This is a genomic window from Clostridium pasteurianum DSM 525 = ATCC 6013 (genome assembly GCF_000807255.1).
Classification (GTDB): Bacteria; Bacillota; Clostridia; order Clostridiales; family Clostridiaceae; genus Clostridium_I; species Clostridium_I pasteurianum.
The window spans coordinates 679,232-694,712 of sequence record NZ_CP009268.1; the positions used below are offsets into that span (position 1 = coordinate 679,232).

Consider the following 15,481-nt stretch of genomic DNA (forward strand, 5'->3'; position numbering starts at 1 on the left):
CTATTATGAAGAAAAAAATTATGGCAGCAGTAACTGCCCTTGCCATCTTCACTACAGCACTTTTAACTGGCTGCGGCAGTTCATCAGTACAGGCTAATGGAAAGAAGAAGTATATTATAGCAACTGATATTACATTTCCACCTTTTGAATTTAAAAAGGATGACAAATACATAGGGATAGATATAGATATATTAAATGCTATTGCAAAAGAGGAAAATTTTGACGTTGAATTAAAACCTATGAACTTTAAAGGTATACTGCTTGCATTAGCTTCAAATCAGGTAGATGGTGCTATTACAGGTATGACTATAACTGATGAAAGAAAGAAAATAATGGATTTTAGTGACCCATATTATGATTCCGGTGTTGGAATGGTAGTTAGGGAAAGTGAAACTTCTATAAAAACTATGGAGGATTTAAAGGGAAAAACCATTGCAGCTAAAAAAGGTACTTCTGGTGCAATCTTTGCTGAAAAAAATAGGGGAAAGTATAACTTTACTATAAGATATTTTGATGATACTCCCTCTGTACTTCAAGAGGTAAAAAACGGCAATGCTGCAGCAGACTTTGAAGATTACCCTGTAATGGCTTATAGCATAAGTGAAAATCCAGATCAAGGCTTAAAACTTGTGGGAGATAAATTGACTACAGAACATTATGGATTTGCAGTTAATAAGGGGAAAAACAAAGAGCTTTTAGATAAATTTAATGAAGGATTAAAGAAAATACAAACAAGTGGACAGTATGATGAAATTATAGCTAAATATATTAAGAAATAGGAGTGATTTTTTGAACACAGAATTACTTATAAAGCAAAGTTTGCCCACTCTTTTTGATGGCTTAAGGGTTACTATTGAAATTACAGTAATATCCTTAATTATTGCCATTATAATAGGGCTAATAATAGGACTTATGAATATAAGCCGCAATAAAGTTTTAAAAATAATAGCGATTATATATATAGATATAGTAAGGGGAACTCCTCTTATAGTACAAGCATTTTTTATATATTTTGGATTGCCTGCAGTACTGGACTTTAAAATCAATGCATTGACAGCTGGTATAATAGCCATAAGCTTTAATGCAGGGGCTTATATGGCTGAAATATTCAGAGCTGGTATTCTATCTATAGATAAGGGACAGATGGAGGCAGCTAGAAGTCTTGGTTTACCTTACGGAAAATCCATGACGAAGATAATTTTACCTCAGGCAGTGAGGAGAATGGTTCCTGCCCTTATAAATCAATTTATAATATCCTTAAAGGATACATCTATTTTATCTGTAATAGGTATACAGGAATTGACTCAAAGCGGTGAGATTATTATAGCCTCTACTTTCAAATCTTTTCAGATATGGTCTGTAGTAGGAATAATGTATTTCATTTTGATTATGATATTGACTGTCTTATCCAGAAACATTGAAAGGAGGCTTAAAGTATGATAAAGATTAAGAAGCTTAAAAAGAAATATGGGGATTTGCTTGTATTAGATGGAATTAATTTAACTATAGATAAAAGTGAAGTATTATGTCTTATAGGACCCTCAGGTTCTGGTAAAAGTACACTTTTAAGATGCCTTAATGGGCTGGAGGAAATTACTGAAGGAGATGTGCTGGTAAAAGATCAGAGTCTAGTTGACAATAAGATAAATATAAATAAATTGAGAGAAAATATTGGTATGGTATTCCAATCCTTTAACTTGTTTCCTCACTTAACTGTACTTGAAAATATAACACTGGCACCAGTTTTACTTAAGAAATTGAGTAAAGTTGAAGCTAAGGAAAAGGCATTAAGTCTTCTTGATAAAGTAGGACTTAAGGAGAAAGCCCAGGTGTATCCAGAAAAACTCTCTGGAGGACAAAAACAAAGAGTAGCTATTGCAAGGGCACTGGCTATGAATCCTGAAATAATGCTATTTGACGAACCTACTTCTGCACTAGACCCTGAGATGGTAGGGGAAGTTTTAAAGGTTATGAAGGACCTTGCAAAAGAGGGTATGACTATGGTAGTGGTTACTCATGAAATGGGCTTTGCGAGAGAAGTATCAGACAGAGTCATCTTTATGGCAGATGGAAATATAGTAGAAGAAGGTAAACCCGAGGATATATTCTCAAATCCTAAAAATTCAAGAACTCAAGATTTCTTGAGAAAAATATAAAAATGTAAAAAAATATAAAAACCCAAAAAAAATATAAGTAAAAGGAAGTTTGTTATTATGGGAGAAAATAAAAAGGAAGTAAATTTAAATACAGCACAGATGCTAGTAAAATGCCTTGAAGCAGAAGGTGTAAAATATATTTTTGGTATTCCAGGAGAAGAAAATCTGGAAGTAATGAATGCTATTGCAGATTCAAGTATTGAATTTATTACTACCCGTCATGAACAGGGGGCTGCCTTTATGGCAGATGTCTATGGAAGACTTACAGGAAATGCAGGGGTGTGCCTGTCAACCTTGGGGCCTGGTGCTACTAACCTGGTAACAGGGGTAGCAGATGCAGACAGTGATGGTGCTCCTGTAGTTGCCATTACAGGACAGGTAGGTACCGAGAGAATGCATATTACATCTCATCAGTTCCTTGATCTTTGCAAAATGTTTGAGCCTATAACAAAGAGAAGCAAGCAGATTGTGCGCCCAGATACTGTAAGTGAAATTGTTAGAATTGCTTTTAAGTATGCTGAAAGTGAAAAGCCGGGAGCTTGTCATATTGATCTTCCTGTAAATATTGCAAAGATGCCTGTAAGTGCCTGCGAAAAACCTCTTGAAAAAAAGACTCAGCCAGTAGAACTTGCAAACCTTACAAGCATTGAAGAAGCAGCTGGAGAAATTTTTCAGGCAGAAAATCCTGTAATACTAGCAGGCTGCAGTGCTATTCGTAACAAAGCTGCTCATGCGGTTACAGATTTTGCAAATAAACTTAAAATACCTGTAATAAATACAATGATGGCAAAGGGGATTATTCCTTTTGACAATAAATATTCCATGTGGACAATTGGTATTCCACAAAAGGACTATGTAAATGAAATTATTGAAGAATCAGATCTTGTAATTGCCATTGGTTATGACATTGTAGAATATGCTCCTGCTAAATGGAATAAAAATGGTAAAAGTAAAATTATTCATATTGATACAAGACCAGCTCATATTAACAAACTTTATCAACCAGCAGTGGAGATTGTAGGAGAGATTTCAGATTCTCTTTATGACATAATGAGAAGAACTTCAAGAAAAGTAGAACCGGTAAGGGCTATTGAAATCAAAGAAAAAATGTTTGCAGAACATGAAAGCTATGCAGAGGATAATTCTTTCCCAATGAAGCCTCAGAAGATTTTAAATGATGTGAGAAAAGTAATGGGAGAGGATGATATTGTAATCTCTGATGTAGGGGCTCACAAGATGTGGATAGCAAGACACTACAATTGCTATAAACCAAACACTTGTATAATTTCAAATGGTTTTGCTACCATGGGGATAGGGGTTCCTGGTGCAATTGCAGCAAAGCTTATAAATCCAGATAAAAAGGTACTAGCTATAGTGGGAGACGGCGGTTTCATGATGAACAATCAGGAATTGGAGACAGCCCTTCGTATAGGAACTGCAATTGTAGTTTTAATATTCAATGACAGCAGCTACGGTCTTATAAAATGGAAACAGCAGGATCAATATGGAAAGACCTGCAGTGTAGATTTTACAAATCCTGACTTTGTAAAGATGGCTGAAAGTATGTATGGAAAAGGCTATCGCATAGAAAAGGCAGAGGAGCTAATTCCTACTCTTGAAGAGGCTTTTAAACAGACTGTGCCAGTAATAATTGACTGTAGAGTGGACTATGGTGAAAATGTAAAACTTACAAAACATTTACAGGAAGTATGTAAGAGTTTTTGTTAATTATTTAAGCTTAGCGAAAGGATAACTTTCACTGAGCTTAAATTTTAGCTATAATTATAGATATCTCAATTTTAACCTGACTAACTTGGCGTAAGTCTCCCTCTTCCTAAAGTTGGAGTTCAACGCCAAGTAAGCCATGCATTCGCAGTTCTAAAATTCAGATGGGGTAAAAGAATCCCCACCTGAATAAGAACTTGCTTCAATGAGGCGAATAGGGAATATTTCACAAATTGCATTAATAATTGGAGGGGATTATCATGAAAGAATTATCTATCAAGCCGGAAATTCACACTTTTGACAGCTGTGAAGAATTTATAAATAGTTTTAATCTTAGAAAAGAAGATTTAATTATTACCAGTGAACACACTTATAATAGTTATTTTAAAAATTTTAATCTGAAGTCCAATATTATTTTTCTAAGAAAATATGGCAAGGGTGAACCCAGTGATGAAATGGTAGAATCACTGTATGAAGACGTAAAGGATATTCCCTATAAGAGAGTAATAGGTATTGGCGGGGGAAGTGTTTTGGATGTTTCAAAATTGTTTGCACTAAAAAATATTTCCCCTGTAGTGGATTTATTTGAACACAAGCTTGAATTCATAAAGGATAAGGAACTTATATTGATTCCAACTACCTGCGGCACTGGCAGTGAAGTAACAAACATTTCTATTCTAGAATTAAAGGCAAAGCACACAAAATTAGGACTTGCAGTAGATGAGATATATGCAGATTACGCAGTTATGATTCCAGAGCTTTTAAAAGAGCTTCCTTTTGAATTCTTTGCTACAAGTTCTATAGATGCACTGATACATGCCATTGAATCCAGTGTTTCACCAAAGGCTACAGCTTATACAGAGATGTTTTCCTATAAGGCAATGGAAATGATATTAAAAGGTTATCAAAGGGTAAGAGACAATGGACCAGAAGCTAGAATACCTATTCTTAAAGATTTTCTACTGGCAAGTAATTATGCAGGAATTGCCTTTGGAAATGCAGGCTGCGGTGCAGTACATGCCATGAGTTATCCTCTAGGAGCCAATTATCATGTTCCTCATGGAGAAGCCAATTATCAGATGTTTACAGGAGTATTTAAAACCTATGAAGCCCTTAAACCGGAGGGAAATATAAAAAAATTAAATGCTTTTCTTGCACAGATATTGGGATGCAGTGAAGAAGCCGTCTACTCTGAAATAGAAGAACTGTTAAATGTACTTATTCCAAAGAAACAGCTTAGAGAGTACGGAATTCCTAAGGAAGAATTAAAGGACTTTACTGAAAGTGTCATGACAAAGCAGGGACGTCTTATGGCAAATAACTATACAGAGCTTACAAGAGAAACTGTATATGGGATATATGAGGGGCTTTATTAATTAAAGTGTAAAGTTCAAAGAACAAATATCAAATATCAAATATCAAATGGGAAAAGTGCTGGTAGTAAATGTATCTAATAAATGGATATCTTGTTATAACTATAAGTATATTGAGCTTTATATATGAATAAAAAATGTATATATGGACAAATATATAATTATATGTTTGCATAATTATAATTGTAATTAAGGTAAATTTACAAAACAAGTTTTTATATTGACATAGATTATATATTGTCATATTATTGGTATAAGTTATATATTATAGCATTTTTTACCTGAATTGAGAAACAATATAAAGTCAATCTGTGAATATGGTTTTACAGAGATGTTTAATAATGTTATTGATCACTCAGAGTCAGATACTGCAATTGTTTCTATAAAATATACTGCTCAGTGGATATCAATGATGATAATAGATAAAGGTATTGGTATATTTAATAAAATACAAGAGCATTTTAATTTATCAGATCCTAAGCAATCGATACTGGAATTATCTAAGGGGAAGCTTACTTCTGATCCAGATAGACATTCTGGAGAGGGAATATTTTTTTCATCAAGAATGTTTGATGAGTTTAGAATTCTTTCTCAAGGATTATTTTTTACTAGTAAACATGATTCTGACTGGATTATGGATTATAATGGTAAACCAGAAAATACAGGTACTTGTGTAGAGATGAAAATAAGCTTGAATTCAAATAGAAATATTAGTGAAGTATTCAATCAGTATAGTAATGATAATTTTGGTTTTTCTAAAACCATTGTACCAGTTAAATTGTTACAATATGAAGGAATGGAATTAGTATCCCGTTCTCAAGCAAAGAGATTAATCACAAGATTTGATAGGTTTGAAGAGGTAATATTAAATTTTGATGGTATTTCTATTATTGGTCAGTCTTTTGCAGATGAACTATTTAGAATATTTAAGAATAATCACCCTAATGTACATATTCAATACATTAATGCTAATGAAAATGTAGAGGGAATGATTAAACATGTTTGTAATACTAAGTAGGGATAAAAATATATTCCCTGCTTAGTTTAGTTCCCCCTCAAATATAAACTGATGCAAATCCTTAATATTTCCTTCCCTATCCCAATCCAGATAAAACACACCATTAATCATTTTGTCAGTACTGTAACCGGGCTTACTTTCCGGCAGTCTGAACTGTTCTATAGTTCTTATATTATTTATGAATACATAGGAAGCATAGGATAGTATATCTCTTTTGGAGAGAGAGGTTTCCACATTTGGGAGAATTGTATCAAGTAAATTGGAGGCCTCAGATATATTCATGGAAGACATTTTGCTAAATATTGCAGTTAGAACTTCCCTTTGTCTTTCAGTTCTCTCAAAGTCACCATTGCCCACATAGCGTATTCTGCAGTAGGCTAGAGCCTGTATACCGTTTAATTTTTGCATACCGGCTTTGGTTAAATAGGTAGGAGTCTTTTTTTCTGATACAGCTACTTCTTTAATGTATTTGTTAAGGGAAGCTATTTCATTACTCTTTACATTTACATTGACGCCGCCTAAGGTATCTATAATTTTATAAAAGCTTCTAAAGTCCACCTTTATAAAATTTTGCATATTCATATTGAGATTTTCATTTATGACCTTTAAAGATAATTCCGGTCCACCATAAGCATAGGCATGGGTGAGTTTATCCTGAGATTTTTTACCTACATTATTCATGAGCATATCACGCATTAGGGATGTAAGTTTTATTTTTTTATGTGATCTGTCAAGAGTGAGTATTATATTGGAATCAGCTCTGGCGGTACCATTAGATTTATCTATGGAATCTACACCCAGCAGCAGTATATTCACATAGTTTTCCTTAATTGTGCTGGCATTGTCACTGTGGAATTTTTCTGTGTCTATACCAAGATTGGAGGGATCTTTTGATATCTTCGTGGTATTGAGTTTTGAAAGTTTACTGTCAATGGCTGAATATCCAAAAGCAGCAATGGAAATAATAACAGCAAGTACTATTAATAAGGAAATAAAATTTTTCTTTTTTTTCTTCATAAGTTGTTTCCTCCAATTGTTTTAACTTTATTTAAAACTCGCCATCTTCCTCTATTTAATAGTCTGCCTTGTATTTATCAATATATAGGTAGTAAATTATGTAAAGGTGCTGTTGCCACAGATTGTTTGAAATGAAAGTTTATTCAGTATATAATAGTTAATATAAAAATTAATTTTATATTAGATATGTTGAGGAGATGAATATACATGGAATACACAGAAATCAACAAAACAAATCTTAATAAATTATCAAAAGTTGCTATTGGTACCTGGGCTATTGGTGGATCTGACTGGGGAGGAACAGATGTAAAAAAATCTATTGAAACCATACATCATGCCTTGGATTTAGGCATCAATGTAATAGATACTGCTCCAGCTTATGGAAGAGGGGAATCAGAGACCATTGTGGGAGAGGCAGTTAAAAATATACCTCGTGATTCTTTTTATATAGCTACAAAAGTGGGTTTGGATTGGTCCAAGGGAGATGGAAAGGTATATCGTAATGATACCAAAGAGAATATATTAAAGGAAGTAGAGGATTCTCTAAAGCGTCTTCAAACAGATTACATAGACATCTACCAGGTACACTGGCCAGATCCTCTTACACCTATTGAAGAAACTGCTCTGGCAATGAAAAGCCTTTTGGATGCAGGAAAAATTCGTGCCATAGGTGTAAGTAATTTTAGTGTAGAACAGATGGAGACCTTTAAAAAATTTGCACCCATTCATACCGTTCAGCCTCCTTATAATATTTTTGAACAGGATTTTAAAAAGGAGTTATTGCCTTACGCAAAAAAGCAGAACATTACAGCCTTATATTATGGAAGTATCTGCCGTGGACTGCTTAGCGGAAAGATGACTCTTAATCGTAAATTCAATGGAGATGATCTTCGTAATACAGATCCTAAGTTTAAATCAGATCGTTTCCCAGGTTATATAAAGGCAGTAGAGGCCTTAGACAAATGGTCAAAAGACAATTATGGTAAACCTGTTATCAGCCTTGCTATCCGCTGGTTAATAGATCAGCCTATTTCAGGTATTGCATTGTGGGGAGCACGAAAACCAGATCAACTAGATGCAATTAAAACTATTGAAGGATGGAAGTTAAAAGAGGAAGACTTTGAAACTATCGAATCAATTGTAAATACTTATGTAAAGGAATCTGTAGGACCTGAATTTATGGCTCCTCCTGTACGTGATATATAGCTTTATAATAGTATTTAGAGAAAAGAAGGATAAAACTTTTGTTTTGTCCTTTTTTTGTGTGAAATTTTAAATTTGTTTTTTTACAAGTAATTTTGTAAATTGCCAATATGAGGGATAACATGGTTTATTTATGAAAATTTTTTCGAATAAATTGCAATGATTTATAATAAAATTAAAGATCAAATAATAATTATTAAATAATAAAAAATCATTAGTGTTTTAACAAAAAAGTTGTATTATTTTTATACCGGTTAGTATAGAATATATATGTATTTAATTTTAGCAGCATTATAAGTGAGGTATAATTTTATGGAGGTTATATCAAATTTATTGACCTGTAAAATAATATGCAATAAATTAAGCACAAATAGATTACATATATAATATAATTTATAAGTTAATATTTAATTGTAGGAATTTATTTTATTCTGTTAGGTTAGAGATGGACTATTAATGGAGCTGCAGCTGTTATGTGGGGTACTGCGGCTGTTAGTCATGTGATATTAAAACTAATATATAAACTGGGAGGAAAAATATGAATTGGCTAAAGAACTTAAAATTGGGTAAAAGACTTGTTATGGCTTTCCTTGTAATGACCATATACATCGTAATCGTGGGAGCTGTGGGAGCTGTTAATATGTACAGGCTTAATGAAGGGGCTAAAGAGCTGTACACTGTAAATTTACAGAACATAAACAATCTAAATAAATTTGATGCTAATACCATGAAATTCAGATTAGAAATAATAAATTTGGTAGAAAGCAGAAATAAAGATGGAATTGAAAATACTAAAAGTACCGGGGCTGCCTTAGTGAGCGAAAACAATAAAATATTATCTGACTATAAGAGTTCCACTCTTACCCAGGAAGAAAAGGCTCTCTTAGATGAACTTGACAGCAAAATGAGCAACTGGAGAGCAATGTGTAATAATACCATAAATCTTATGAGTGATGGCAGATATGATGAGGCCATGAATTTAAGCAAAGAGTCAGCGGAATATAGAAGTGAAATAACAAAAACTGTAGATGAACTGATTGTACTTACAGATAAACAGGCTAAAGCTCAATATGACAACAATATTTCCATATTTAATGTTTCTATATATATTATAGCAATAGTAACTTTAGCTGGAATAGCTGTTGCAATCATTATGGGAAATAGAATATCTTCTTTCCTTGTAGGTAAAATTAACAAAATACTTTCCTTTACGGATTCTATGAGTAGAGGTGATTTGAGTAAATCCCTTGAAGATTTGGGATCAGACGAAATAGGCAGTATTGGAAGAAGATTAAACAAGGCTAATGACAATATTAGAACACTGGTAAAGGAAATAAATGACAGCGTTGAAAATATGACTGCTTCCAGTGAAGAACTATCTGCCACCACTGAGGAGATATCTACTATGATGAATGTGGTAAATGAAGCTGCCAATCGTATTGCAGAGGGCTCAGAGAATCTAAGTAGTGTCACAGAGGAAATCAGTGCTTCCTCTGGAGAAATGGATAACAATACGGAAAGACTTACAACTAAAGCAGATGAAACCAATAAATCCTCTTTAGAAATAAAGGAACGTGCCTTAGGAATAAAGGAAAAGGCTTCTCTGAGCATAGAAGAGGGAAAATCCGTCTACAGTGAAAAGGAACAGTCTATTGTAGAGGCCATAAAAGCAGGAGAAGTAGTATCAGAGGTTAAGGTTATGGCAGAATCCATTGGAAATATAGCAAAACAGACAAACCTTTTGGCATTAAATGCAGCTATTGAGGCCGCAAGAGCAGGTGAAGCGGGAAAGGGTTTTGAAGTAGTGGCAGAACAGGTTAAAAAGCTGGCAGAGCAGTCTTCAAATTCAGTGGTTAGTATAAATAACATGGTAATGTCTGTAGAAAATGCCTTCAAGAGTCTATCGGAAAGCAGTAGAGGAATACTGGATTATATTTCAAGAAGTGTACAGCCAACTTATCAGCTTCTTATGGATACGGGAATGCAGTACGAAAAGGATGCGGAATTTATAAACACCTTGGCAAAGGAAGTGGATTACTCATCAGATGAAATGAAACAAATGGTAAGTGAAGTCAGTGGTGCCATAGAAAGTGCAGCTTCCACAGCTCAGGATTCTGCAGAGGAATGTCAGGAAATACAGAGCAGTGTAGAAGAAGTTACAAAGGCAGTAAATGATATAACTACTTCTTCTCAGGATCTGGCTAGGCTTTCTCAGGATATAACTGGTATGGTTAAAAAATTTAAACTGTAGAATGTATTAAAGGACAAAATTTTTTCAGAGAGCTTTGAATAATATAAATATAAGCAGTTCACGAAGAATTATTTACAGTGCTGAATTCTGTGAGAAGTTTATACAATGGATAAAACCCCCTAAAAAATCAGGGGGTTTTTATAATTCTAAAACTTTATCAATATGCTCTGTACTCATATAAAATCAGAACAAAGTTTTTTATACAAATCTATAAATCTCTATCTTTGCCGGCAGCCTTGCATAGAGCAAATATCAGCATATATATTATACTTACAAAAGAACCTATAAATAGACGAAATAAAATAGCCATAATAAACCACTCCTTATTTTCAGTATAGACATAATAATTACATCTTATAACTAAAAAATCAAAATATATGAGAATAAATAACAGTGAATAGATTAGTCTATTTTGTTATAGAAAAATTATAAAGACAATTAATGTATAGGCTATTAAATAATTTTTAAATTATAGTAAATACTATGAGAAAATCAGATCTTGAGAAAATTAGGAGATTTTTAAATATTTATGGAAAACTAGGTTATAATATACTTTTATAATGATTAGTGATAAAATTATAAGTGAAATGAGGTGTAAAAAATGATATTATATCATTTCTCAAATGGGAAGTGTGACAGATTGATTCCCAATTTATCATCAAAAAGACAGCTAACTGAGGGAAATACAACAAAAGAAAAGATAACAATTTTAACTACTAACCCCAATATGTTTTATGAAAATGACAATGGAGATAACTTTTTTAAGTATAGATATATTGTAAAGCTGGACGAAAACGATCCTTATTTACATGCTGATGATAAATTCAATGGAATGCTGGAAAAACATAATAGAAGCTTTCATTCCAAGCGTGTGGCATTTAAGTGGTTTTTTTATGAGAATCCACTTGATTACAGTGCTATTTCAGAATGGGATAAAAAGCTATGTAAATTTATGGAATAATAGGGAAAAAAGCTATTACACCATATTTAATTTTGATATCTACAGCATAAAAAATAACCTCAGCTTATATGTGAAATCAGTTATATAAGTTGGGGCTATTTTTCACCTGACTAACTTGGCGTAAGTCTCCCTGGCACTCTGTACAGCCCTCACACAAAATCAAAAAGAAGATTTTGGTTCTCTGCTTTTCCTAAAGTGGGAGTTCAACGCCAAGTAAGCCATGCATTCGCAGTTCTAAAATTCAGATGGGGTAAAAGAATCCCCAGCTGAATTAAGAACTTGCTTCAATTATAATAATTTATTTACTCTTTTAATCAGGTGAAATATTATTTCAAATCTCCCTCAAATATGAACTGATGAAGATCCGCTACATTTTTATCCTTATCCCAGCCGAGAAAGTAGGTACCTTTGATGTATTTACTGAAGCTGTAACCAGCTTTATCCTCTGGAAGTCTGAACTGGTTAATAGTCGTAATCTTATTGGTGATTACATAGGTTATATATGAAAGAATATCTGTCTTTGACAATGAGGTTTCTACATCGGGAAAAATTGTATCAAGGGCAGTAGAAGCCTCAGCAGGATTCATGGAAGCAAGTCTACTGAATACCTGAGTCAGTACTGCTCTTTGTCTTTCAGTTCTCTGAAAATCCTGTCTGCCTACATATCTTATTCTGGAATATCCAAGGGCTTGTATACCATTTAGATGCTGCATTCCTCCCGTAGTTAAAAGCTTAGGAGTTACTCCATTTATCTTTGCCACTTCTCTTATGTAGTTATTGGCAACATCCACCTCAGAAGAGGATACATACATATCTATACCACCTACTGCGTCTATAATTCTGTCAAAGTGAGTAAAGTCTACCTTTACGTAATCTTTAATATTCATATCAAAATTGCTGTTTATGGCTTTGATAGAGTACTGACCACCTCCATTTTTTCCTCCTCCCTGCTTATAGATGACGTTGATTCTGTCAAGGGTAGTGCCTTCGGTAACACCTTCCCCTACCACATTGTCTATGAGCATATCTCTCATAAGGGAGGTAAGTTTTAATTTGTTATGAGCTTTATCAATAGTTAAAATCATTATAGAATCTACAAGACCGGGATCTGTATCGGGATCACGGCTGTCTGAGCCCATAAGAAGTATATTAACATAATTTTTATCAATATCTTTGCTGGTGTTCTGATCAAATTGCTTGGTATCTATACCAAGATCAGAGGGTTTCTTTGATATCTCTGTAGTTTTCATTTTGGATAGCTTGCTGTCTATGTATAGATAAGCACCTCCGCCTATAATAGCTATAATTAGCAAAACAACTATAATAGGAACAAATATTTTTTTCTTTTTCATTGGTTGTCCTCCAAATTTTATTTTATATAATCTTTGCTAAAATATATTATCTCACAAAGCAATTTAAATTTAAATTGCTTTGTGAGACTGCATCTTTTTGTTTATATGTTTTTAAGCAGAAAATATAATAATCATTTTTAGTATTACAGCCAATAGAGGAAATATTAAAAATAAATATTTTTGTTTTAACTTAGAATTTAGTTGTGTATTTCTAAAAATTTCAATTATAAACCATAAAGAGAGTAAAATATAAGCGGTGCCGAAAGGAAGTACTAAATATTTATTGTTAGATTTAATTATTATAATGAGAGCTAAAACAACAAGTATAGGCAAAACATACTGTGAAGTTTTAATTAAAGATGGAGTAGTACTTTTTTTTATATCCGCATACTGTGATAAAGTATTTTTTACCTCCTCATAGCCAATTAGATAATAGGGTATTCCAATTACTTTATATTTATCTTTGGTTTTTATAATTAAGCCTTTATAAGTTATTTCCTCTATAGTAATAATATCACTGTATTCAATTTCTATAGTTGGAAGAGATAATTGCTTTTTTACTATTGAATTATCTGAAATTACTAATTCATAAGATAAAAGAGATTCTTTTTGATTTTTTAATCCTCTTTGTATTGATATAGTTAATACTACAGCTATTAAAATAACTATAATAAAAAAAGTTGTTATACTGGTTGAATTGTTTGCCGAATTCATATATAACACAGCAACTAAAACTAACAAAGATAATGGTATTATTCGTAGTAATATTTTAGATATAGATTTATTAAGTCCTTCTGGTGATAATTTGTAAGTTTTCATTAATATTCCCCCAATATGATATTATACAAGTTTTTAAAATAATATATATTATAACTTTTCAAAATGCTAATCAAGCATTCTTGTACATCTTTATATAATCACCTAAAGTCTTAAAAAAGTCATTATTCTGAGTATCAAGTAAAGATAGATTTACTGCCACAGAGCGGCCCTGTTTTCTATGAAATCTCAGCATATAGTTTGTAGAAAAGCCTACCAAGGAGGAGCTTGCTACCAGCTGAGTATATTTTTCCCGGTTAATACCTTTCAGTTCATCCCACTTTATGAATATGTTAGAGAATATAAAACTTTGAATCTCAATGCCTTCCTTAGAAATTGTAACTATAGGTCTTTTATCCACTGCCTTTATAAAGGTGGTTAGCCCAACTACTACCAAAACAACTATTACAATTCTAAGTATAATTACAGCGGTATCTGTTATCATATCTGGATCATTTAAAACTTTTGTACAGATTAAAAATATTAGCACCCAGCAGAGTATTGATAGAATAATGCAGTTCACTCTCTTTGAATAATAAGATTTAGATTCCATAAAATCACTCCTTAATATTGGTTTATAATTTTTATTCCAATTTAAATATATTATGACATAAAGTAGGATAGATTTAAATGCTTTTTATAATGATAAGAAACTGGACTTACTGTTAAATAAAATTAAGATTTAAGTTTATAAATATTTATAACAACGATATAATTTAAGTAAAATAAAAGATGTGTATATTAAGAAACGGTTTATATTTTTGCTTCCAGTTGGTGCTAGTATGATAATATATTATTAAGAATAAGTGCGGTGATAATTGTGAATATATATTTTCCTAAAAGTTTAAAGTCAGATAAAAAAGGAATTGAATTTATTTCATATGTTTGGGGTAAGTGTAAAAAAATATATTCATATAAGATTTTCTGGAATTTAAGGTTTACTTCAAATATTGAAACAAATCTTTTATCTGTATTAGGAATAATTATAGATAAACTTATGAAAAAAGGTAACAAAATTTTTATAGAATTAAGAGATAATAAAGGAATATTGAGAACTATTTCTAGCAATATAATTGAAGAATTATTTATGAAGTACTCTGAATTTAAATTTAAGGCATTGCAATATAAATATATAAATTTTTCTATTGTAAATAATGAAATAGATAAATATCTAAATGAAGATTTAAAAGAACTAAGATTAAAAGAATTTGAGAAAGTAAAAATAATACTTAGTGAGCTTATTGCAAACATAAAAATGCATGCATCTTCAAAACAAGGTTCTATATCAGCATTCATAGATATAAAAAAAGATGAGTTAGTTGTAAGTGTATGTAATATAGGAAAGACTATAAAGCAGAATATTGAAGAAAAAGTTAATTATAATTTTGATAATGATTTAGATGCAATTCTTTGGCTGAATTAAATAAATGGTTTTATAATGAAAAGAATGTAAACGAAATAGATATTTCGGATAGTTTAATAATAAATAGTTTTTTCCCTGGAACATTAATAACTATTAGTATTGACTATGATAAAAATGAAGGTGCTTATGAAAATTATTTTGTAAAAGAATTTGATTTGTTTCAAATATTTAACATTAAAGAATAAG

Annotated in this window: 15 protein-coding genes; 11 read left to right on the plus strand and 4 right to left on the minus strand. The window is 32.0% G+C overall.

The window, feature by feature from the left end; translation table 11 throughout:
* The first annotated feature begins 5 nt into the window (after positions 1-5).
* From CLPA_RS03005 to CLPA_RS03030, 6 genes are all read left to right on the plus strand, one after another.
* Entirely contained in the window at positions 6-779 is a 774-nt protein-coding gene (locus CLPA_RS03005; protein WP_004455368.1) for a transporter substrate-binding domain-containing protein, read from the plus strand.
* Between the two features lie 10 nt (positions 780-789).
* Positions 790-1,440, plus strand: a complete 651-nt coding sequence (locus CLPA_RS03010) for an amino acid ABC transporter permease (RefSeq protein ID WP_004455369.1) — start codon at positions 790-792, stop codon at positions 1,438-1,440.
* Complete coding sequence (locus CLPA_RS03015) at positions 1,437-2,156, plus strand: amino acid ABC transporter ATP-binding protein (RefSeq protein WP_004455370.1); 720 nt, start codon at positions 1,437-1,439, stop codon at positions 2,154-2,156. Before CLPA_RS03010 ends, CLPA_RS03015 begins: the two co-directional genes overlap by 4 nt.
* Before the next feature lie 57 nt (positions 2,157-2,213).
* Positions 2,214-3,884, plus strand: coding sequence for an acetolactate synthase large subunit (locus CLPA_RS03020; protein WP_004455371.1), 1,671 nt, complete (start codon positions 2,214-2,216; stop codon positions 3,882-3,884).
* A 257-nt stretch (positions 3,885-4,141) separates the two neighbouring features.
* On the plus strand, positions 4,142-5,257 hold the full coding sequence (locus CLPA_RS03025) for a 4-hydroxybutyrate dehydrogenase (RefSeq protein WP_004455373.1): 1,116 nt from the start codon (positions 4,142-4,144) through the stop codon (positions 5,255-5,257).
* 283 nt (positions 5,258-5,540) lie between these two features.
* Positions 5,541-6,272 carry an STAS-like domain-containing protein gene (locus CLPA_RS03030; protein WP_152414170.1) on the plus strand — a complete coding sequence of 244 codons (732 nt, stop codon included), beginning with the start codon at positions 5,541-5,543 and terminating at the stop codon, positions 6,270-6,272.
* Positions 6,273-6,293: 21 nt separating this feature from the next.
* On the opposite strand, the gene CLPA_RS03035 is transcribed toward CLPA_RS03030, so the two are convergent.
* Positions 6,294-7,289, minus strand: coding sequence for an LCP family protein (locus CLPA_RS03035; protein ID WP_004455377.1), 996 nt, complete (start codon positions 7,287-7,289; stop codon positions 6,294-6,296).
* Between the two features lie 207 nt (positions 7,290-7,496).
* Between CLPA_RS03035 and CLPA_RS03040 the strand changes: the two genes are divergently transcribed.
* From CLPA_RS03040 to CLPA_RS03050, 3 genes are all read left to right on the plus strand, one after another.
* A complete protein-coding gene (locus CLPA_RS03040; protein WP_004455379.1) occupies positions 7,497-8,495 on the plus strand; it encodes an aldo/keto reductase in 999 nt (332 codons plus the stop codon).
* A gap of 535 nt (positions 8,496-9,030) precedes the next feature.
* Positions 9,031-10,743 carry a methyl-accepting chemotaxis protein gene (locus tag CLPA_RS03045; RefSeq protein ID WP_004455380.1) on the plus strand — a complete coding sequence of 571 codons (1,713 nt, stop codon included), beginning with the start codon at positions 9,031-9,033 and terminating at the stop codon, positions 10,741-10,743.
* Positions 10,744-11,344: 601 nt separating this feature from the next.
* Positions 11,345-11,704, plus strand: coding sequence for a hypothetical protein (locus CLPA_RS03050; protein WP_004455382.1), 360 nt, complete (start codon positions 11,345-11,347; stop codon positions 11,702-11,704).
* 326 nt (positions 11,705-12,030) lie between these two features.
* Here the strand turns inward: CLPA_RS03050 and CLPA_RS03055 are convergent, their stop codons facing one another.
* From CLPA_RS03055 to CLPA_RS03065, 3 genes are all read right to left on the minus strand, one after another.
* Positions 12,031-13,056 carry an LCP family protein gene (locus tag CLPA_RS03055; RefSeq protein ID WP_004455383.1) on the minus strand — a complete coding sequence of 342 codons (1,026 nt, stop codon included), beginning with the start codon at positions 13,054-13,056 and terminating at the stop codon, positions 12,031-12,033.
* Positions 13,057-13,167: 111 nt separating this feature from the next.
* On the minus strand, positions 13,168-13,875 hold the full coding sequence (locus CLPA_RS03060) for a hypothetical protein (RefSeq protein WP_004455384.1): 708 nt from the start codon (positions 13,873-13,875) through the stop codon (positions 13,168-13,170).
* A 70-nt stretch (positions 13,876-13,945) separates the two neighbouring features.
* Complete coding sequence (locus CLPA_RS03065; protein ID WP_004455385.1) at positions 13,946-14,425, minus strand: hypothetical protein; 480 nt, start codon at positions 14,423-14,425, stop codon at positions 13,946-13,948.
* Positions 14,426-14,692: 267 nt separating this feature from the next.
* Here CLPA_RS03065 and CLPA_RS03070 point away from each other — a divergent pair, with 267 nt between their 5' ends.
* Together CLPA_RS03070 and CLPA_RS03075 are read left to right on the plus strand one after the other, a co-directional pair.
* Positions 14,693-15,295: a hypothetical protein gene (locus CLPA_RS03070; protein WP_004455386.1), complete on the plus strand. Its 603-nt coding sequence runs from the start codon at positions 14,693-14,695 to the stop codon at positions 15,293-15,295.
* Positions 15,283-15,480 (plus strand): hypothetical protein, encoded by a 198-nt coding sequence (locus tag CLPA_RS03075; protein ID WP_004455387.1) that lies wholly within the window; start codon positions 15,283-15,285, stop codon positions 15,478-15,480. Before CLPA_RS03070 ends, CLPA_RS03075 begins: the two co-directional genes overlap by 13 nt.
* Position 15,481 lies beyond the last annotated feature (1 nt).

What these genes read in the sequence shown, in the direction of transcription:
- CLPA_RS03060 (WP_004455384.1), bottom strand. Translation starts at nt 13,875, where the DNA reads ATGAAAACTTACAAATTATCACCAGAAGGACTTAATAAATCTATATCT.
- CLPA_RS03045 (WP_004455380.1), top strand. Translation starts at nt 9,031, where the DNA reads ATGAATTGGCTAAAGAACTTAAAATTGGGTAAAAGACTTGTTATGGCT.
- CLPA_RS03020 (WP_004455371.1), top strand. Translation starts at nt 2,214, where the DNA reads ATGGGAGAAAATAAAAAGGAAGTAAATTTAAATACAGCACAGATGCTA.
- CLPA_RS03005 (WP_004455368.1), top strand. Translation starts at nt 6, where the DNA reads ATGAAGAAAAAAATTATGGCAGCAGTAACTGCCCTTGCCATCTTCACT.
- CLPA_RS03055 (WP_004455383.1), bottom strand. Translation starts at nt 13,056, where the DNA reads ATGAAAAAGAAAAAAATATTTGTTCCTATTATAGTTGTTTTGCTAATT.
- CLPA_RS03065 (WP_004455385.1), bottom strand. Translation starts at nt 14,425, where the DNA reads ATGGAATCTAAATCTTATTATTCAAAGAGAGTGAACTGCATTATTCTA.
- CLPA_RS03050 (WP_004455382.1), top strand. Translation starts at nt 11,345, where the DNA reads ATGATATTATATCATTTCTCAAATGGGAAGTGTGACAGATTGATTCCC.
- CLPA_RS03040 (WP_004455379.1), top strand. Translation starts at nt 7,497, where the DNA reads ATGGAATACACAGAAATCAACAAAACAAATCTTAATAAATTATCAAAA.
- CLPA_RS03015 (WP_004455370.1), top strand. Translation starts at nt 1,437, where the DNA reads ATGATAAAGATTAAGAAGCTTAAAAAGAAATATGGGGATTTGCTTGTA.
- CLPA_RS03025 (WP_004455373.1), top strand. Translation starts at nt 4,142, where the DNA reads ATGAAAGAATTATCTATCAAGCCGGAAATTCACACTTTTGACAGCTGT.
- CLPA_RS03035 (WP_004455377.1), bottom strand. Translation starts at nt 7,289, where the DNA reads ATGAAGAAAAAAAAGAAAAATTTTATTTCCTTATTAATAGTACTTGCT.